Source organism: Sphingomonas sp. 2R-10 (assembly GCF_030062225.1).
Lineage (GTDB): Bacteria > Pseudomonadota > Alphaproteobacteria > Sphingomonadales > Sphingomonadaceae > Sphingomonas.
Genome location: NZ_JASCXF010000004.1, coordinates 113,997 through 132,179 on the forward strand (window position 1 = coordinate 113,997; position 18,183 = coordinate 132,179).

Here is an 18,183-nt window from a genome sequence, read left to right on the forward strand (position 1 = left end):
CCTCCGCCGGGGTGACGTGTGCGGGGTGGTGGTTGCTGTGCCGTAGATCAGCCCGCCCGCACGAAAACGACCGCCGGGATCGCTCCCGGCGGTCGCATCGATATCAGCTCAGGGCGCGGTTCAGGCGCTGGCGGTCAGGAAGCTGGTAAGCTCCGCCTTCGTCACCGCCCTCGACTTGTCCTTGTCCGCCTGGGCGAAGGCCTGCTTGATCCAGCTCTTCACCTCGGGCTTGTCGGCGGTCACGCCGGGTTCGCTCGCCGAGCGCAGCGCGACCATCCATTCGCCGAACTGCTTCTCGTTCAGCTGGCCCTTCCCGTCCTTGTCGTATTTCGGGAATTCGGCCTCGACGATCTGCGCAATCTGCGTGCCGCTGGCCGGCTGGCCGGCCTCGGCGGTGGTCTGCGCGGTCTGCGTCGCGGGGTCGGGCTGCGTCGCGGGTGCCGCCTGAGTCGCGGCGATCGAGGGATCAGCCGGTGCGGCCTGCGGAGTTGCCGGTGCGGCCTGCGCCGCCGGGGCAGTCGTCTGTGCCGGCGCTGCATCCTGGGCGAACGCCGGAGCAGAAACAACCATGGCACTGGCGAGAAGAATACGCTTCATCATCGAATTTCTCCTTACGGATTGGTTCGGTTCTTCATGCGGCCGTTTCGAAAGAACTCCGAAGCGGCGCTGCGATGACCCAACCAACTTAGGTCGTTTCGGTTTCGATTGAACCCCTGTTCGCTACTATTCTATCGCACGACAGGCTCGATTCATCCGCGACTTGTTGCTAGTGCGCGGCAAACCGTTCGTCCGTTTCCGAAAGGCATTCCATGATTCCGCGCTATTCCCGTCCCGAAATGTCCGCGCTGTGGCAGCCCCAGGCCCGATTCCGCATCTGGTTCGAGATCGAGGCGCATGCGACCGACGCGCTGGCCGAGCTGGGCGTGGTGCCCAGGGACGCCGCCGAGAAGATCTGGGCGATGAACGACGCCGACTTCGACGTCGACAGGATCGACGCGATCGAGGCGGAGACGAAGCACGACGTCATCGCGTTCCTGACGCATGTGTCGGAACGGACCGGGCCGGAAGCGCGCTTCCTGCATCAGGGGATGACCAGTTCCGACGTGCTCGACACCTGTCTGGCGGTACAGCTGGCGCGGGCATCGGACATCTTGCTCGCCGATCTCGACAAGCTGCTGGACGTCATCGAACGCCGCGCGCGCGAACACAAGCTGACCCCGACGATCGGGCGCAGCCACGGCATCCATGCCGAGCCGGTGACGTTCGGATTGAAGCTGGCGCAGGCCTATGCCGAGTTCGACCGCTGCCGCACGCGCCTGAAGAACGCGCGCGCCGAAGTGGCGACCTGCGCGATCTCGGGCGCGGTCGGGACCTTCGCCAATATCGACCCGCGCGTCGAGGAACATGTCGCGCGGAAGATGGGCCTCACCGTCGAGCCGGTATCGACGCAGGTCATCCCGCGCGACCGCCACGCGATGTATTTCGCGACGCTGGGCGTGATCGCCGGGTCGATCGAGCGGCTGGCGACCGAGATCCGCCACCTGCAACGCACCGAGGTGCTGGAGGCCGAGGAATATTTCTCGCCCGGGCAGAAGGGTTCGTCGGCGATGCCGCACAAGCGCAACCCGGTGCTGACCGAGAACCTGACCGGCCTTGCCCGCATGGTGCGCGGTTACGTCACCCCGGCGCTGGAGAATGTCGCGCTGTGGCACGAGCGCGACATCAGCCATTCCTCGGTCGAGCGCTATATCGGTCCGGACGCGACGATCACGCTCGACTTCGCGCTCGCCCGGCTGACCGGGGTGATCGACAAGCTGGTCGTCTATCCGGCGCGGATGGAGAAGAACCTCAACAAGATGGGCGGCCTCGTCCATTCGCAGCGCGTGCTGCTGGCGCTGACCCAGGCCGGGGCGAGCCGCGAGGATTCGTACCGCTGGGTCCAGCGCAACGCGATGAAGGTGTGGGAATCGGACGGCGCGCTGTCGCTGCTCGAACTGCTCAAGGCCGATCCGGACGTCGCCGCCGCACTGTCGGCCGAGGAAATCGAGAGCCGGTTCGACCTCGGCTATCACTACAAGCATGTCGACACGATCTTTGCCCGGGTGTTCGGACAGGCGTGACGTCCTTGCCCCGCCGGGTTCGATTCCGGCGGGGGCCCCTCTTCGGCACGGCTGCGGCCGATCGCGACAGTGAACAGGAAAGCTAGCCTATGGCCGCAACGGAGGCGCCCAAGCGGGGCCGGGTGCATCGCTGGTGGTCGATCTGGGCAGTGGGTGGCGTCGATCACGATGCGGTGCTGCGCCAGATCGCCGAGGATTCGGGGTGGAGCGGGCGGTATGCGTTCCTGATCGTCATCTCGGCGGCGATTTCCCTGCTCGGGCTGCTGATGCCGTCGGTCGCGGTGCTGATCGGCGCGATGCTGCTGTCGCCGCTGATGATGCCGATCATCGGACTGGGGTTCGGCATCGCGACCGTCGATACGCGCGAAATCCGCCGGGCGGCGACCGCGCTGCTGGTCGGGGCGCTGATCGCGGTGGCGCTGTCGGTCGTCTGCGTCGCGCTGTCGCCGATCCAGACGATCACCAGCGAGATCGCCGGCCGCACGCGCCCGACGCTGTTCGACCTGCTGGTCGCGCTGCTGTCGGCGGTCGCCGGCGCCTATGCGCTGATCCGCGGCCGGGGCGGCACGGTGGTCGGCGTCGCCATCGCCATCGCGCTGATGCCGCCGCTGGTGGTGGTGGGGTTCGGAATCGCGACGTTCAACTGGACGGTGTTCGCCGGATCGCTGCTGCTGTTCCTGACCAACGCCATCACCATCGCGCTGACCGCGGCGCTGGTCGCGCGCGTCTATGGTTTCGGCAGCCATCTGTCGCCGCAGCATACGGGGTGGCAGCTGGTGCTGTTCGTCGTCGCGCTGGGCCTGTTGTCGGTGCCGCTGGGCGCGGCGCTGCGCCAGATCGCGTTCGAAGCGGTGGCGCAGCGGCAGGTGCGCGAGACGATCTCGGCACGGTTCCCCGATGCATCGCGGCTGGGGCAGCTCGACATCGATTTCGCGGCGAAACCGATCCGCATCCGTGCGGTCATCCTGACGCCGGAGATGAAGCGCGATGCCGACCGCCTGCTGGCGGCGGACCTGCGACAACGGCTGTCGCGGCCGATCGACGTGCATGTCGACCAGTTGAACGTCCTGCCCGACGATGCCAGCGTGGAGGCGGCGCAGATCGCGCGTGCCAACAGCGCGTCGGGATCGGGCAATGCCGAACGCCGGCAACGCGCGATGGCCGACCTTGCGCTGATCGCGGGGATCGCCCCGGCGACGATCCGGTCCGATACGGGCACGCAGGCGCTGACCGCCACGGCGGCGGTGCTGCCCGGTCTGCCGATGGGCGGGTATCGCGCGATCGAGGCGCGGGCGGCACGCGCCCTGCCCGACTGGACGGTGGCGCTCGCCCCGCCGGCGGAAGCGGCGTTGCCCGCCATCCCGGTGGTGGCGGGGGTGGTCGACGACGCCGCGCTGACCGTCGCGGCATGGGCATCGCAGCGGCGCGAGGCGCCGGTGAGCGTCGACGGCGGGAGCGCGGCGCAACGCAGCGCCGTCGCCGCCGGGATCGCCGATCGCGGCGGCCGCGCGACGCCGGGCGCGGCCGGCGGGGTGCTGCGACTGGACTGGGCGGGGGAAGCGCCCGCCGCACGGGGCGCGGCGTCGCGATAGTCGGCCGGTCCGGGCGTCAGGCGGCGACCGGCCGCTCCATATAGACCGCGTCCTTGCCGAAGCCGAGCGCGCCGCCGGCCGCCGCGACGAAGCCCTGCCGCGCCCAATAGGCGTCGGCCCCGCCGACCGCGATCAGTGCGAGGGTGGCGATGCCGTGGGCGGCGGCGGTGTCGGCGAGGATCGGGAGGAGGCGTTCGACCGCCTTCGTCCCCCGCCCCGCCGGCGCGACGACGACGTCGTGGAGGTACCAGCAGTCGACGCCGGCGGGGATCGCACCGAGCCGCGCGTGCATCGCCGGGGGCGCGAGGCGGCGCCATGGGTGGCTGATGCAATGGCCGACGATCGCCACGCCATCGGCCAGCACGAAGCAGCCGTCGGGCGCCAGTGCGATGCGTTCGGCATAGAGATCGGCCGCTTCGCCATAGTCGCCCAGTTCGGCGCGGGCGAGGTCGGCGATGGCGGCGGCGTCGGCGGGGACGGCGGGGCGCCAGCAGGTGGTCATGGTCGGCTCCGTTCGCTTGCTACGGCGGCTCGCGTCCTCCCGGCGCAGACCGGGTTCCATTGTGTCGGGAGCCCCGCGATGGCGTCGCGACGGCGTGCCGTCCATGGAGCCCGGCCTTCGCTGGGAGACGAATGGTTCGAGGCCGCTCCTGTAGCTTGATCCGTCTGTATGGAAACGTCACCCCGGCGAAGGCTGGGGTCTCCTGCGGCTCCCGCAGCGTGCTGTAACCGGGAGATCCCAGCCTTCGCCGGGATGACGCCTGCTTCAATCCTTATCCCCCGAGCGCGGTCTTCAGACGGCTGAAGAAGCCCATCGATTCGGGGCATTCCTCACCGGTCTCGGTCTCGCGAAACGCTTCGAGCAGTTCCTTCTGCCGCGCCGACAGGCGGGTCGGGGTTTCGACCTCGATATGGATGACCATGTCGCCATGCCCGCGCCCTTGCAGCACCGGCATGCCGGCACCGCGCTGGCGCAGTTCCTTGCCCGACTGGATGCCGGCGGGCACGCGGATGCTGTGCTTCTGCCCGTCGAGGCCGGGAATCTCGATCACACCGCCGAGCGCCGCGGTCGTGAAACTGATCGGCGCGCGGGCGTGCAGCGCGGTCCCTTCGCGCTCGAACAGCGCGTGGCGCTTCACGTGGAGGAAGATGTAGAGGTCGCCCGCGGGTGCTCCCCGTGCGCCCGCCTCGCCCTCGCCGGTCAGGCGGATGCGCGTGCCTTCGTCGACGCCGGGGGGCACGTTGACCTGCAACGTCCTGGTCTGGTCGACGCGGCCTTCGCCGTTGCACACCGGGCACGGGTCGCTGATGACCTGTCCCGCGCCGTGACAGGTGGGGCAGGCGCGTTCGACGACGAAGAAGCCCTGCTGCGCGCGGACCTTGCCGTGACCGGCGCAGGTCTGACACGTCCGCGCCTTGGTGCCCGGCGACGCGCCGCTGCCGCCGCACGGACCGCAGCTGGTCGAAACGTCGACGGTGATTTCGGTCTGGTGGCCGTGATAGGCCTCCTCCAGCGACACTTCCATGTCGTAGCGCAGGTCGGCGCCGCGACGCGGACCGGCGCGGCCGCCCTGCCGGCCGCCGCCCATGAATTCGCCGAAGACGCTTTCGAAGATATCGGAAAAGCCGCCGAAATCCTGCGCGCCGGCACCCGCCCCACCCGCGCCCTGGCGGAAGGCGGCATGGCCGTAGCGGTCATAGGCGGCACGCTTCTGCGGGTCTTTCAGGCAGTCATAGGCTTCGTTGATCGCCTTGAACTTCGCCTCGGAATCCCTGCATCCGGCATTCTTGTCGGGGTGGTATCTGATCGCGAGCTTGCGATAGGCCGACTTGATCGTCCCCGCATCCGCGGTGCGCTCGCATTCGAGCAGTTCGTAGAAATCGACTTCGGTGGTCATTCGAGAACCCCAAAAGCCCTCTCCCCGCCGGCGGGGAGAGGGTTGGGAGAGGGGCAGTCACACGACGCCCCCTCTCCCCGGCCCTCTCCCCTGAAGGGGAGAGGGAGCAGTAGGTTACGCCTTGCGGCTGTCGTCGACTTCCGAGAATTCGGCGTCGACCACGTCGTCGTCGGCCTTCTTCGCTTCGCCGGTATCGGCAGCGGGCGAGGCTTCGGCCTGCTGCTGCTTTTCGTAGATCGCCTGGCCGAGCTTCATGGCGACCTGTGCCAGCGCGGTGCTCTTTTCGGTCATGCGATCGGCATCGCCGCTCTCGACCGCCGCCTTGGTCTCGGCGACCGCGGCCTCGATCTCCGCCTTGAGCGACGCGTCGACCTTGTCGCCGTTGTCGGCAAGCTGGCGCTCGGTCGTGTGGATCAGCGATTCGGCGTTGTTCTTCGCCTCGGCGCCGGCACGACGCTTCTTGTCCTCCTCGGCGAACTGCTCGGCGTCACGGACCATCTGGTCGATATCGCCGTCCGACAGGCCGCCCGACGCCTGGATACGGATCTGCTGTTCCTTGCCGGTGCCCTTGTCCTTGGCCGACACGTTGACGATGCCGTTGGCGTCGATGTCGAACGTGACCTCGATCTGCGGCACGCCGCGCGGCGCGGGGGGAATGCCGACGAGGTCGAACTGGCCCAGCATCTTGTTGTCCGACGCCATTTCGCGTTCGCCCTGGAACACGCGGATCGTCACCGCCCCCTGATTGTCGTCGGCGGTCGAATAGACCTGCGACTTCTTGGTCGGGATGGTGGTGTTGCGATCGATCATGCGGGTCATGATACCGCCCAGCGTCTCGATACCCAGCGACAGCGGGGTCACGTCGAGCAGCAGCACGTCCTTCACGTCACCCTGCAGCACGCCCGCCTGAATCGCGGCACCGATCGCCACGACCTCGTCGGGGTTCACGCCGGTGTGCGGTTCCTTGCCAAAGAACTGCTTCACGACTTCGCGGACGCGCGGCATGCGCGTCATGCCGCCGACCAGCACGACTTCGTCGATCGCGCTCGCCTGCACGCCGGCATCGGCCAGCGCCTTCTTGCACGGCTCCAGCGTCCGCTTCACCAGATCCTCGACCAGCCGCTCCAGATCGGCGCGGGTGATCGACTTGACCAAGTGCTTCGGGCCGGTCGCATCGGCGGTGATGAACGGCAGGTTGACGTCGGTCGTCTGGGTCGAGGACAGCTCGATCTTTGCCTTTTCGGCGGCTTCCTTCAGCCGCTGAAGCGCCAGCTTGTCCTTGGTCAGGTCGATGCCTTCAGCCTTCTTGAACTCGTCGGCAAGGAACTGCACGATCTTCGCATCGAAGTCCTCGCCGCCGAGGAAGGTGTCGCCGTTGGTCGACTTCACCTCGAACACGCCGTCGCCGATTTCAAGCACCGAGATGTCGAAGGTGCCGCCGCCAAGGTCATAGACCGCGATGGTCTTGTTGTTGTCCTTGTCGAGGCCGTAGGCGAGCGCCGCCGCCGTCGGTTCGTTGATGATGCGCAGCACTTCGAGACCGGCGATCTTGCCGGCGTCCTTAGTCGCCTGACGCTGGGCATCGTTGAAGTACGCCGGCACGGTGATGACCGCCTGCGTCACGGTTTCGCCGAGATACGACTCCGCCGTTTCTTTCATCTTCTGCAGGATGAACGCGCTGATCTGCGACGGCGAATATTCCTCGCCGCCCGCCTTCACCCACGCATCGCCGTTCGGGCCGCGTGCGATGGTGTAGGGAACCAGTTCGGTGTCCTTCTTGGTGACCGGATCGTCGAAGCGGCGGCCGATCAGGCGCTTCACCGCGAAGATCGTGTTGTCGCCGTTCGTCACTGCCTGACGCTTGGCCGGCTGGCCGATCAGACGCTCGCCATCCTTGGCGAAAGCGACGATCGACGGCGTGGTCCGCGCGCCTTCGGCGTTCTCGATGACCTTGGGGCTACCGCCCTCCATCACCGCGACGCAGCTGTTCGTCGTGCCCAGATCGATACCGATTACTTTAGCCATGGTCCCTCATTGGCCCCCGGGTTGAAATGAATGCCTCACCCGCCGGCCTGGGGAGGCACGGGCGGGTCGTTACGACGGCGGATATAGGCAGGGTTCGGCTTGCCGCAAGATTATGCGCGGCATAGGGAACCGTATCGGAATGGGAGCGTGGGCGTGAAGACACGGTGGATGACGCTGGCGGCGGCGGCGGTGGCGCTGACGGGATGCCGGAACCCGCCACAGGTCGACGATGCGTGGATCCGCCTGCCCGCCGTACCCGGACGCCCGGCCGCGGCCTATGCCACGGTATCGCGCGGTTCGACGGCGCCGGCGCTGACCGGCGTTGCGACCCCGGCGGCGGAGCGCAGCGAACTGCACGAGAGCATGGCCGGTCATGGCGGCATGGCGTCGATGCGCCCCCTGCCGCGCATGTCCTTCGACGGGACCGACCGGATCGCGCTGAAACCGGGTGGCGCGCACGTCATGCTGTTCGGCCTGAAAGGCGATCTGCGGCCCGGCGGCACCATCCCGCTGACCTTCCGCTTCGAAGGGGGAAAGGACGTCACCATCGATGCGAGGCTGGTCGGCGCGGGCGATCCGCCACCCTGATCGGCGGGCGGTCGTCAGCCGACCGCATGGAGGCAGGCGACCAGCGCGCCCTGCCGGTTGGTATCGGTCTTGTCGAACAGCGCCTTGATCTGGGTGCGGACCGTCAGCACGCTGCAATGGCGCGCCATGGCGATGGCGGCCGGGTGGTGCCCCTGCGCCACCAGAACCGCGACCTGTGCCTCCGCCGGGGTCAGGTCGAACATCGTGGCATAGAGCTCGGCAGACGCCACCGTCTTCGTCCGGCCGCTGACCATCACCCGCGCCCGGCCGAGCGGCCCCGACGGACTGCGCGGCACCGCGCTGACGGTCACGACCATGCGCGCGCCGTCGCGCAGATCGGTCGTCGGGGGCGACCGCAGCACGACCTTTCGCCCGGGATATAGCGACTGGTCCGGGTCGAGCACGGCGGCGATCGCCGTCGCGAACGCGGCTTCGCTGGCCGCGTCGCGGGCGCGGACCTGCCCCGTCCGTACGGTCAGCGGACCGTCACGTCCCAGCCAATGGTCGGCCGATTGCGACGTCAGCACGATGCGCCGCATCCCGTCGAGCAGCAGGACCGACCGTTCCAGCGATTCGGCCGTCGACTGCATCACATGGTCCTGCCGGTTTCCAAGCTGGATCGCCTGCGTCACGATTCCCGACAGCGCGGGCGCGATCGCGTCGAGCAGGCGCCGCTCCCGCCCGCCGCAATCGGCGAAGGATCGGGCGCGCATGACGGCGACCGTCGCATGAACCCCGGGAATGTCGAGCCGCGTCAGCGCGGAGCGGGACGCCCCGGCACGTTCGAACAGATTGTCGAAGATCGGCAGCGCCCTGCGTTCGCGCTCGGTCATCAATTCCTCGTCGACGACCGTGCGCAACATCGTTCCGCCGGTCGCGACCCGCGTCCGCGGATTGCGGGCTCCGTCGAACCCGCCTTCGGCTACGAAAACATCGAACATGTCGGGCGTCGCCCCGCGGATCATGTTGAACGCGACCGCCCCGTTCGGGTCGAGGCCGGACAGGTGGACCACCGACGCCTGCGTCGCGTCGGCAAGCGTGCCCAGCGCGCCGTGCCAGTCGTCCATGCCGAACGCCGCGCGCCTGAACCGGTCGACAATGTCGGTGTCGTCCATCGCGTCCCCCCGGAGACACCCGATGCGCAATGTCGCCGTGTCGGAGCCTAGCGGATCGCCGCACCGGGCGACATACCCCATTTGGACGATGCCCGACGCCCCCGGTCGGCGGCATTCCCCGCGTGCGGTGCCGCTGGTCAGCCAGCACGTGCCGCATGATCGAATTTTTCGGGGGGACATTATGCGTATCATCCTGGCCGGCGCCATCGCCGGTGCCTGCCTCTTCGCCCTGCCTGCCGCCGCGCAGACCGGTCCGGCCGATGCCGATCCGTCGTCGACGGTGTCGGTGGCGCTCAGCGCGGGATCGCTCGGCATCGGACCGGAGGTCGGCTTCCGCTTTTCGGACCATGTCGGCATCCGGGGCAGCGCCAACTTCCTGAATGTCAGCGGGTCGTTCGAATCCGACGATGCCGATTATGACGGCAGCATCAAGCTGAAGTCGTTCGGCGGCATGGTCGACGTCTATCCCTTCGGCGGAAATTTCCGCCTGTCGGGCGGCGCGCGGATCAATCGCAACGCCGTGGTGGTGTCGGCGACGCCCAATGGCGCGGCCACGCTCGGCAACAACGACTATACCGCCGCGCAGATCGGCACGCTGAACGGTCGTGCCGAGCCGAACAAGATCTCCCCCGCGCTGACGCTCGGCTGGTCGGGGAAGAACCAGCGCGGATTCATGTTCGGGTTCGAGGCGGGCGCGCTGTTCCAGGGCGCGATGAAGCTCGACACCTTCACCGCGACCGGCACGGCGCGCGCCAATGCGACGTTCCAGCAGGACCTGGAGATCGAGCGCCGTTCGCTGCAGTCGGATATCGACAAGGTGAAGGTCTATCCGATCCTGCAGTTCGCGATCGGTTACCGTTTCTGATCGCAGGCGGGGGCCACGTCCTTTACGGACGCGGCCCCCGCCACCATCTGTCGGCGATGCGCCGGCCGCTCACCCGTCCCGAAACCGACCTTGCCCGCACCATGTTCGGCGACACGATCGATTACGGACGGGCGCGGATCGCCAACGCGAAATGGGCGTTCTTCCAGCCGAAACAGGTCGCGATGGCGCCGACCGGGTGCATCCACTTCCACCCGAAGGGCACGCTGTACCGCGACGATTTCGCATCGGCCGGCCGCGATCTGGCGGCGCTGTTCCTGCACGAGATGATGCACATCCACCAGACGCAGCATCGCGGGCGATACTGGCTGCCGCTGATGCGGCATCCGCTGTGCACCTATCGCTACGCCATCGTGCCCGGCAAGCCGTTCGACGCCTATGGCATCGAGCAGCAGGCGGAGATCGTGCGCCATGCGTTCCTGCTGCGACAGGGGGTGGCGGTCAAGGACAAGCCGCCGCTGGACGTGTACGAGGCGCTGCTGCCGTTCGGGCGGTAGGGCCGCGTGGATCAGCGCGGCAGGCTCCAGGTGAAGGTCAGACTCTTGTAGGACTCGACCGGCTTGCCGTCGGCATCGAGGCCGGGGCGGAAGCGCGCGCGTTCGAACAGGATGGGGCAGGTCGCCTGATCGAGCGAGGCCGCACCGGACGATTGGAGTATCCGGCAGTCAGTCACCTTTCCGTCGGCGGCGACGGTCATGCCGACAAACACCTTCCCCGACTGCTTCGCCTTGCGGGCTGCCTCGGGATAGTCCCGGTCGGTGAGCCAACTTCCGGGATTGGAACCTGGCGGCGTGACGACCCGCGCGACCTTGGCAGGATCATAGCCGGATTTCGCCAGAAGATCGGTTTCGCAGCGCCGCAGCGCCGCGACGGCGGGCCTGCTCAGCGACAGCACGACCGTGACCGGCGGACCGTTCGACGTATCGATCGTGGCTGTCGGCGCGTCGACGAGCGATTCGAAAACGTCGCGCGACAGGATGTATTGCAGGACCGCGCGATCGCCGGTCGGCAGGTGGAACCGCGTGCCGGTCGTCCTGATCGGCTGATCGCGCCCGGGGATCGCCAGCGTGACGTTGGCCGCACCCTGTCCACCCAGTTGCCTGCGCGTGCCCATGGCGAACGCCTTCAGCCCCTGACCGAAGAAATCCGGCTGGAAGGCGAGCGTGATCGGCGTCGCGGCATCGCCATAGGTCCGGCTGAGCGTACACAGGCTGTCGGCATAGTCCACGCCCCATGGTGCCGCGGGTTGCAGCGGAGGCACATCCCCCGACTGCCCCGCCACCAATGCTGCCAACATCATCGTCCGCATCGCCTGCCCCTCGTTGCCCTGTACGGCAGGATGCCATCACGCCATGCCCGCCGCAATCGCCGGAACCGCGCGTCGCCCCGGGCTGTTGGGACCGCGAAACGACTTTGAAAGCCTTGCCCCCATGTCGACGCGCACCGGCGCTACCCTGCTCGCCCGTCTGGGATTCGCCGCCCGCGGCATCGTCTATTGCATCGTCGGGTGGTTCGCGATCGACGCGGCGTTGCGCGGCGGCAAGGCGGGCGACAACCAGGGGGCGATCGCCAGCCTCGCCGACGAGCCGTTCGGCGAATGGCTGCTGGCGGCGATGGCGGCTGGGCTGGCGGGCTATGCGCTGTGGCGGCTGACCGAGGCGCTGTTCGATCCCGAAGCACAGGGCCGCGATGCGAAGGGGGCGTTCCGCCGCGCCGGCCATGCGGTCAGCGGTATCGCCCATGTCGTGCTGGCGTGGACCGCCGCGCGGCTGACGATGCACAGCGCGCGGGCGACCGGCCGGGTCGGCGGCGAGGACAGCGCGCAGGACTGGACGGCGTGGATGCTCGACCAGCCGGGCGGGCAGTTGCTGGTGGCGCTGGTCGCCATCGCGCTGCTGGCGGCGGCGGCGCAGCAGGCGAAGAAGGCATGGACCGGCGAGTTCGCCCGCACCCTGTCCGGGGGTACGCCGGTGCCCGGCTATGTCTGCACCATGGGTCGCATCGGCTATGGCGCCCGTGCGGCGGTATTCGCGGCGATCGCGGTGCTGTTCGTCGGCGCGGCATGGGCGGCGGATGCGGACGCGGCCGGCGGCATGGCGAGCGGCATGGCGCTGTTGCAGCGACAGGCGGGCGGTCAGTTGTTGCTGACCGCGATCGGCATCGGCTTCATCGCGTTCGGCGCGTTCAGCTTCGTCGAGGCGCGCTGGCGGCGGTTGCAGGTGCGCTTGCCGGCATGAGCGCGCGGGACGCGCTCGCCGCACGCTGGCTGGGCCTGACGCGGCGCGAACTGCCGGACGTGGCGCGGGAGCGACGCTGGCCGGTCGTAGCCGATCATTGTTTCCAGCGCATCCTGCTCGACAATGCGTTTGGCGGGGTGTGGTACGACCATGTCGCGGGACGCCCGGCCTATGCCCATGCCGATCCGGCGGCGCTGGCTCGCGCCATCGCTTTGGGCGACGCGGCGATCGCGGGCGAGGCCGATATGGCCGACCTCAACCGCCGCTCGCTCGACTGGCGCGGGAAAGCCCCCTCGCAACGGCGGTCGGGCGACCCCATGTCAGCGTCTAGCCAATCCAGAAGAACGAAGATAGAACGGACCGCATGAGCCTGACCCATATCTCCGTCCGCGGTGCGCGGGAGCACAACCTCAAGGGCGTCGATATCGACATCCCGCGCGATACGCTGACGGTCATCACCGGCCTGTCGGGTTCGGGCAAGTCCAGCCTCGCCTTCGACACGATCTATGCCGAAGGGCAGCGGCGCTATGTCGAGTCGCTGTCGGCCTATGCGCGGCAGTTCCTCGAACTGATGCAGAAGCCGAACGTCGAGCATATCGAGGGGCTGAGCCCGGCGATCTCGATCGAGCAGAAGACGACGTCGCGCAACCCGCGCTCGACCGTCGCGACGGTTACCGAAATCTACGACTATATGCGGCTGCTATGGGCGCGGGTCGGCGTGCCCTTCTCTCCCGCCACCGGCCTGCCGATCAGCGCGCAGACCGTCAGCCAGATGGTCGACCGCGTGCTGACGCTGCCCGAAGGGACGCGGCTGCTGCTGCTGGCGCCGGTGGTGCGCGGGCGCAAGGGCGAGTATCGCAAGGAACTGGCCGAGTGGCAGAAGGCCGGGTTCCAGCGGGTGCGGGTGAATGGCGAGGTGCACCTGATTGAAGATGCGCCGGCGCTCGACAAGAAGTTCAAGCAGGATATCGAGGTCGTGGTCGATCGCCTGGTGGTGAACCCGGAGGTCGCCACCCGGCTGGCCGAGAGTTTCGAAACCGCGCTGAAGCTGGCTGACGGCCTCGCCTATGTCGACCTGCTCGACACGACGGTTGCCGAGGCGCAGTCGACCAACCCGCCGATCCCCAGCGAACAGGGCGACCGCGCGACCGAAGCCGCGCCGCAGACCGGCAAGCTGAAGGGCGCCGGCATTCCCGACAACCGCATCGTGTTTTCGGAGAAATTCGCCTGTCCCGTGAGCGGCTTCACGATCAGCGAGATCGAACCGCGCCTGTTCAGCTTCAACGCGCCGCAGGGCGCGTGTCCGGCGTGCGATGGGCTGGGCGAACGGCTGGAGTTCGACGAGGACTTGATCGTCCCCAACCACGAACTGTCGATCAAGAAGGGCGCGGTGGTGCCGTGGGCGAAGTCCAACCCGCCCTCACCCTATTACATGCAGGTGCTGGGCAGCCTGTCCAAAGCCTATGACTTCTCGCTCGACACGGCGTGGAAGGATCTGCCCGAGGATGCGCAGCGGGTGATCCTGCACGGCACCGGCGGCAAGCCGGTGACGCTGACTTTCATCGATGGCCGCAAGTCGTACGACGTCAAGAAGCCGTTCGAGGGTGTGCTCGGCAACCTCAACCGGCGGATGCTGTCGACCGAGAGCGCGTGGATGCGCGAGGAACTGGCGAAGTATCAGGCCTCGCAGCCGTGCGAGACCTGCCACGGCGCGCGGCTGAAGCCCGAGGCGCTGGCGGTGAAGGTGGCGATGCAGGACATCGCCTATGCCACGCATCTGTCGGTGGTCGACGCGCTGCGCTTCTTCCAGTCGCTGCCCGACCATTTCAACGACCAGCAAAAGGCGATCGCGCAGTCGATCCTGAAGGAGATCGTCGAACGTCTGGGGTTCCTGAACAATGTCGGGCTCGACTATCTGAACCTCGACCGGACGTCGGGCACGCTGTCGGGCGGGGAGTCGCAGCGCATCCGCCTCGCCTCGCAGATCGGCAGCGGGCTGTCGGGCGTGCTGTACGTGCTCGACGAACCGTCGATCGGGCTGCACCAGCGCGACAACGACATGCTGCTGGCGACGCTGCGCCGGTTGCGCGACCTCGGCAACACCGTGCTGGTGGTAGAACATGACGAGGATGCGATCCGCACCGCCGATTACGTCATCGACATGGGACCGGGCGCGGGCGTCCATGGCGGGGAGGTGGTCGCCAAGGGGACGCTGAAGCAGATATTGAAGGCCAAGGGGTCGGTCACCGCCGACTACCTGAACGGCACGCGGTCGGTGCCGCTGCCCGACAAGCGCCGCAAGGGCAACGGCAAGAAGCTGACGGTGCACAATGCCACCGCCAACAACCTGACCGGCGTCACCGCGTCGCTGCCGCTCGGCACCTTCACCTGCATCACCGGCGTGTCGGGATCGGGCAAGTCGAGCTTCACCATCGACACGCTCTATGCCGCCGCCGCCCGCACGCTGAACGGCGCGCGGATCGTGCAGGGCAAGCATGACAAGATCACCGGCCTCCAGCATCTCGACAAGGTCATCGACATCGACCAGTCGCCGATCGGCCGCACCCCGCGGTCGAACCCGGCGACCTATACCGGCGCCTTCACCCAGATCCGCGACTGGTTCGCCGGCCTGCCCGAAGCGCAGGCGCGCGGCTACAAGCCCGGCCGGTTCAGCTTCAACGTCAAGGGCGGCCGGTGCGAGGCGTGCCAGGGCGACGGCGTGCTCAAGATCGAGATGCACTTCCTGCCCGACGTCTATGTCGAGTGCGACGTGTGCCACGGCGCGCGCTATAATCGCGAAACGCTGGAGGTGAAGTTCAAGGGGATGAGCATTGCCGACGTGCTCGACATGACGGTTGAGGACGCGGTCGAGTTCTTCAAGGCGGTGCCGCCGATCCGCGACAAGATGGCGATGCTGGCCGAAGTGGGCCTCGGCTATGTCAAGGTCGGGCAGCAGGCGACGACGCTGTCGGGCGGCGAGGCGCAGCGCGTGAAGCTGGCCAAGGAACTGGCGCGGCGGGCGACCGGCAACACGCTCTACATCCTCGATGAACCGACGACGGGGCTGCATTTCGAGGACGTGCGCAAGCTGCTGGAGGTGCTCCACCAGCTGGTCGAACAGGGCAATACGGTGGTGGTGATCGAGCACAATCTCGACGTCATCAAGACCGCCGACTGGATATTGGACATGGGGCCGGAAGGCGGCGTGAAGGGCGGCCGCGTGGTTGCCGAGGGGACGCCGGAAAAGGTCGCGGCGGTCGAGGGCAGCTTTACCGGGCGGTATCTGAAGCCGCTGCTGACCCCGAGGGCGCAGGCGGCGGAGTGAGCGTCTGGCGCGCTTCGTTCGAGGCGGCGTTGCGGATGTTCGCCGCCATCAGCGAAGCATTGCGCGAAACCGGCCAGCCCCGACCGATTCTCGTCGGCGGGGCGGCGGTGGAATATTGGTCCGGCAGCGCGGTGGCGACGGGCGACTTCGACCTGTGTTCACCCGTGCAATCCGAACTGGAAGCGGTAATGCGCGACCACGGTTTCGTCCGCCCGAGCGGAGCGGGGGTCTCGACGCGCGGCTGGGTCCATCCGGAATTGAGCCTTGGCTTCGAGATCGTCGGCAGCACGCCGCTGGACGGAATGGTTCATCGCGACCGTATTCCCCTGATCGAAAACGTCGCTCCCGGTGCGACCTTCGCCATTCTCGGCGTCGAGGATCTGATCGCCGACCGTATGGGGCAGTACGCCTCGGGGACCGCGCCGGATCGCATCGAACAGGCGCGGTTGCTGTTTCATCTTCATCCCGACCTCGATCGGGCCTATCTTGACCGCAGGGTGCGGGAAGAAAGCGCGGGTGATTATGGTATCGAAGACGTACAGTTCAGGCCGTGACGACTGGTCCGGCCCGACGATCGATCACGCGACCTTCGCTGCGAACCTCGCGCGCCGCCGCGCCGCGCTCGGCAATCCCGAACTGCCGCGCAACGCCGGGGGTAACCGTACCGACAGCAAACGCGCGCTGCTGGCCGCGATCGAGGCGGCCGGCGGGCGCTGGTAGGTGCAGCGGCAAACCTGGTTCACCGTATAATTTCGGAACCTACGTCCGCCCCCCGCATTCCGACTTGATCGATATCAAGCGAAGGACATGTCGTCATGCGTGCGCTCACCCTCGGCTGCGTCGCCGCCGCCACCTTGCTCACCGGTTGCAACGATTACGGCATGGGCGGTCCGCGCTATGCCGATGCGGGCTACAGCCGCTACGACTGGGATCGTCCCGATCCGGCATATAACGGCTATGATGCCTCGCGCTATTATCGCGACGACCGCCGGTATCGAGAACGTCGTCTGGCGAACAACGATCGGGTCTATGTCGGGCAGGACGGCCGCTATTATTGCCGCCGCAACGACGGCACCACCGGCCTGATCGTCGGCGGCATCGCCGGTGGCGTGATCGGCACCGCGCTGCGCCCGGGCGGGTCGGGCCTGCTCGGCGCGATCCTCGGCGGCGCAGCGGGTGCCGCCGGCGGCCAGGCGATCGATCGCGGCAACCGCAACAACGTGCGCTGCCGCTGATCTTCGGACAGCGCCGGAACTAAATCGGTCCGCTCCTTGTCCGGGGGCGGACCGATACCCATATGGAGTTAGCTACAGTCGCAAATCGATGGTTTCCTGCTTTGCGGCAAGTTCCTTCTTTCCCTGCTGCCTAAGGCACGGGTGACGGGCCGTTCCGCCGCCCGCAACATCCGGAAGGAACGCATATGGCCACGCTTGGCACCGTAAAATTCTTCAACGTCGACAAGGGCTATGGCTTCATCGCGCCTGACAATGGCGGCGGCGACGCCTTCGTCCACATCTCGGCGGTCGAGCGCGCCGGCATGGTGACGCTGAACCAGAACCAGCGCGTCGGCTACGAGCTGGAAGAGGATCGGCGCGGTCGCGTCAGCGCCGTCAACCTGACGGCCGCAGACTGATACTATGGGGCGGGCGGAGCCATCTCCGCCCGCCCTTTCTCTACGGGAGGACACCCTTGGCCGATACCGCCGAAGCCTACCGCGCCCGCGCCGCCGTGGAACGGGCCAATGCCGAAGCCGCGACGCTCGACAATGTCCGCGATCGCTGCCGCCGGGCTGAACATGCCTGGACCGAAATGGCCGACCGCGCCGAACGGACGACCGAACAGCGGCTGATCCGCGAAGCCGCAACCGCGCGCCGGAGCGACACCGTCGATTGAACCTGTCCGCCTGCCGGTCGTTGGACCGGCGACAGGCGAAAAGGATCGATCATGGCCAAGCATAAGAAACACAAGCCGAAATCACGTACCGCCGGCGTATCGACGCTGCGGAGGGTAGTGCTGGCCGCGACCGGTGTCGCGGTCGGGCTGTTCGGCGTATTGCTCGCGCGCCGAAAGCCGGTCGAAGGCCATGCCGCACCCGACCTCGCGCTCGACAAGCCGCGCCCCGAGGCCGGCGACCGCGCACCACAAGCGTTCCGGCCCGATCCGACCGCTCCGGTATCCGCCGCCGAACGCGAGGCGTTGCGCCCCGCCACCGGGCCGGCGCCGTCGATCGTCGAACCGCGTGGCAGCATGGCGTCGCAGACCGGCGCCTGACGGAGCAGCGGCGCTCGCGAAGGCGGGCGCCGTTTCGATCATGCCTGAACCGGTTACCGGAAGAAGCGGGGCACGGGATCAAGTGAGACCTCTGCAAAAGCCTCCGATCCGTACCCCGGTGAAGGCCGG

20 protein-coding genes are annotated in these 18,183 nt (G+C 67.8%); 14 read left to right on the forward strand and 6 right to left on the reverse strand.

Features of this window, described 5'->3' with window-relative positions:
* Positions 1–120: 120 nt before the first annotated feature.
* A complete protein-coding gene (locus QLH51_RS03115; protein WP_206428781.1) occupies positions 121–597 on the reverse strand; it encodes a hypothetical protein in 477 nt (158 codons plus the stop codon).
* Between the two features lie 212 nt (positions 598–809).
* Between QLH51_RS03115 and purB the strand changes: the two genes are divergently transcribed.
* Complete coding sequence (gene purB / locus QLH51_RS03120; RefSeq protein WP_125654479.1) at positions 810–2,120, forward strand: adenylosuccinate lyase; 1,311 nt, start codon at positions 810–812, stop codon at positions 2,118–2,120.
* An 89-nt stretch (positions 2,121–2,209) separates the two neighbouring features.
* Positions 2,210–3,712, forward strand: coding sequence for a DUF389 domain-containing protein (locus QLH51_RS03125; RefSeq protein WP_206428780.1), 1,503 nt, complete (start codon positions 2,210–2,212; stop codon positions 3,710–3,712).
* A 16-nt stretch (positions 3,713–3,728) separates the two neighbouring features.
* On the opposite strand, the gene QLH51_RS03130 is transcribed toward QLH51_RS03125, so the two are convergent.
* The 3 genes from QLH51_RS03130 to dnaK all read right to left on the reverse strand — a co-directional run bounded on the left by QLH51_RS03130 (position 3,729) and on the right by dnaK (position 7,635).
* Positions 3,729–4,214 (reverse strand): GNAT family N-acetyltransferase, encoded by a 486-nt coding sequence (locus QLH51_RS03130; RefSeq protein ID WP_164516052.1) that lies wholly within the window; start codon positions 4,212–4,214, stop codon positions 3,729–3,731.
* A 271-nt stretch (positions 4,215–4,485) separates the two neighbouring features.
* Positions 4,486–5,610: a molecular chaperone DnaJ gene (gene dnaJ / locus QLH51_RS03135; protein ID WP_125654475.1), complete on the reverse strand. Its 1,125-nt coding sequence runs from the start codon at positions 5,608–5,610 to the stop codon at positions 4,486–4,488.
* 114 nt (positions 5,611–5,724) lie between these two features.
* Entirely contained in the window at positions 5,725–7,635 is a 1,911-nt protein-coding gene (gene dnaK / locus QLH51_RS03140) for a molecular chaperone DnaK (RefSeq protein WP_125654473.1), read from the reverse strand.
* A 153-nt stretch (positions 7,636–7,788) separates the two neighbouring features.
* On the opposite strand from dnaK, the gene QLH51_RS03145 reads away from it, so the two are divergent.
* Positions 7,789–8,223, forward strand: a complete 435-nt coding sequence (locus QLH51_RS03145) for a copper chaperone PCu(A)C (RefSeq protein WP_125654471.1) — start codon at positions 7,789–7,791, stop codon at positions 8,221–8,223.
* Between the two features lie 14 nt (positions 8,224–8,237).
* On the opposite strand, the gene QLH51_RS03150 is transcribed toward QLH51_RS03145, so the two are convergent.
* Positions 8,238–9,338: a helix-turn-helix transcriptional regulator gene (locus QLH51_RS03150; protein WP_125654469.1), complete on the reverse strand. Its 1,101-nt coding sequence runs from the start codon at positions 9,336–9,338 to the stop codon at positions 8,238–8,240.
* Positions 9,339–9,519: 181 nt separating this feature from the next.
* On the opposite strand from QLH51_RS03150, the gene QLH51_RS03155 reads away from it, so the two are divergent.
* The gene (locus QLH51_RS03155) at positions 9,520–10,203 is read left to right on the forward strand and encodes a hypothetical protein (RefSeq protein WP_125654467.1); all 684 of its coding nucleotides are present in this window, start codon (positions 9,520–9,522) and stop codon (positions 10,201–10,203) included.
* A 56-nt stretch (positions 10,204–10,259) separates the two neighbouring features.
* Positions 10,260–10,718: a vgr related protein gene (locus tag QLH51_RS03160; RefSeq protein ID WP_125654465.1), complete on the forward strand. Its 459-nt coding sequence runs from the start codon at positions 10,260–10,262 to the stop codon at positions 10,716–10,718.
* 11 nt (positions 10,719–10,729) lie between these two features.
* Here the strand turns inward: QLH51_RS03160 and QLH51_RS03165 are convergent, their stop codons facing one another.
* Positions 10,730–11,530, reverse strand: coding sequence for an energy transducer TonB (locus tag QLH51_RS03165; protein ID WP_125654463.1), 801 nt, complete (start codon positions 11,528–11,530; stop codon positions 10,730–10,732).
* 121 nt (positions 11,531–11,651) lie between these two features.
* On the opposite strand from QLH51_RS03165, the gene QLH51_RS03170 reads away from it, so the two are divergent.
* From QLH51_RS03170 to QLH51_RS03210, 9 genes are all read left to right on the forward strand, one after another.
* Positions 11,652–12,458, forward strand: a complete 807-nt coding sequence (locus QLH51_RS03170; protein WP_164516051.1) for a DUF1206 domain-containing protein — start codon at positions 11,652–11,654, stop codon at positions 12,456–12,458.
* Entirely contained in the window at positions 12,455–12,826 is a 372-nt protein-coding gene (locus QLH51_RS03175; protein ID WP_206428779.1) for a hypothetical protein, read from the forward strand. Before QLH51_RS03170 ends, QLH51_RS03175 begins: the two co-directional genes overlap by 4 nt.
* Positions 12,823–15,783, forward strand: a complete 2,961-nt coding sequence (gene uvrA, locus QLH51_RS03180; protein WP_125654459.1) for an excinuclease ABC subunit UvrA — start codon at positions 12,823–12,825, stop codon at positions 15,781–15,783. The genes QLH51_RS03175 and uvrA overlap by 4 nt, the downstream gene beginning before the upstream one ends.
* On the forward strand, positions 15,780–16,337 hold the full coding sequence (locus tag QLH51_RS03185) for a hypothetical protein (RefSeq protein WP_125654457.1): 558 nt from the start codon (positions 15,780–15,782) through the stop codon (positions 16,335–16,337). The genes uvrA and QLH51_RS03185 overlap by 4 nt, the downstream gene beginning before the upstream one ends.
* Entirely contained in the window at positions 16,306–16,503 is a 198-nt protein-coding gene (locus QLH51_RS03190; RefSeq protein ID WP_125654455.1) for a hypothetical protein, read from the forward strand. The genes QLH51_RS03185 and QLH51_RS03190 overlap by 32 nt, the downstream gene beginning before the upstream one ends.
* A gap of 95 nt (positions 16,504–16,598) precedes the next feature.
* Positions 16,599–17,018 (forward strand): hypothetical protein, encoded by a 420-nt coding sequence (locus QLH51_RS03195; protein ID WP_125654453.1) that lies wholly within the window; start codon positions 16,599–16,601, stop codon positions 17,016–17,018.
* A gap of 185 nt (positions 17,019–17,203) precedes the next feature.
* The gene (locus QLH51_RS03200) at positions 17,204–17,416 is read left to right on the forward strand and encodes a cold-shock protein (RefSeq protein ID WP_125654451.1); all 213 of its coding nucleotides are present in this window, start codon (positions 17,204–17,206) and stop codon (positions 17,414–17,416) included.
* 56 nt (positions 17,417–17,472) lie between these two features.
* Positions 17,473–17,676 (forward strand): hypothetical protein, encoded by a 204-nt coding sequence (locus QLH51_RS03205; protein WP_125654449.1) that lies wholly within the window; start codon positions 17,473–17,475, stop codon positions 17,674–17,676.
* A 51-nt stretch (positions 17,677–17,727) separates the two neighbouring features.
* On the forward strand, positions 17,728–18,054 hold the full coding sequence (locus QLH51_RS03210) for a hypothetical protein (protein ID WP_125654447.1): 327 nt from the start codon (positions 17,728–17,730) through the stop codon (positions 18,052–18,054).
* Positions 18,055–18,183 lie beyond the last annotated feature (129 nt).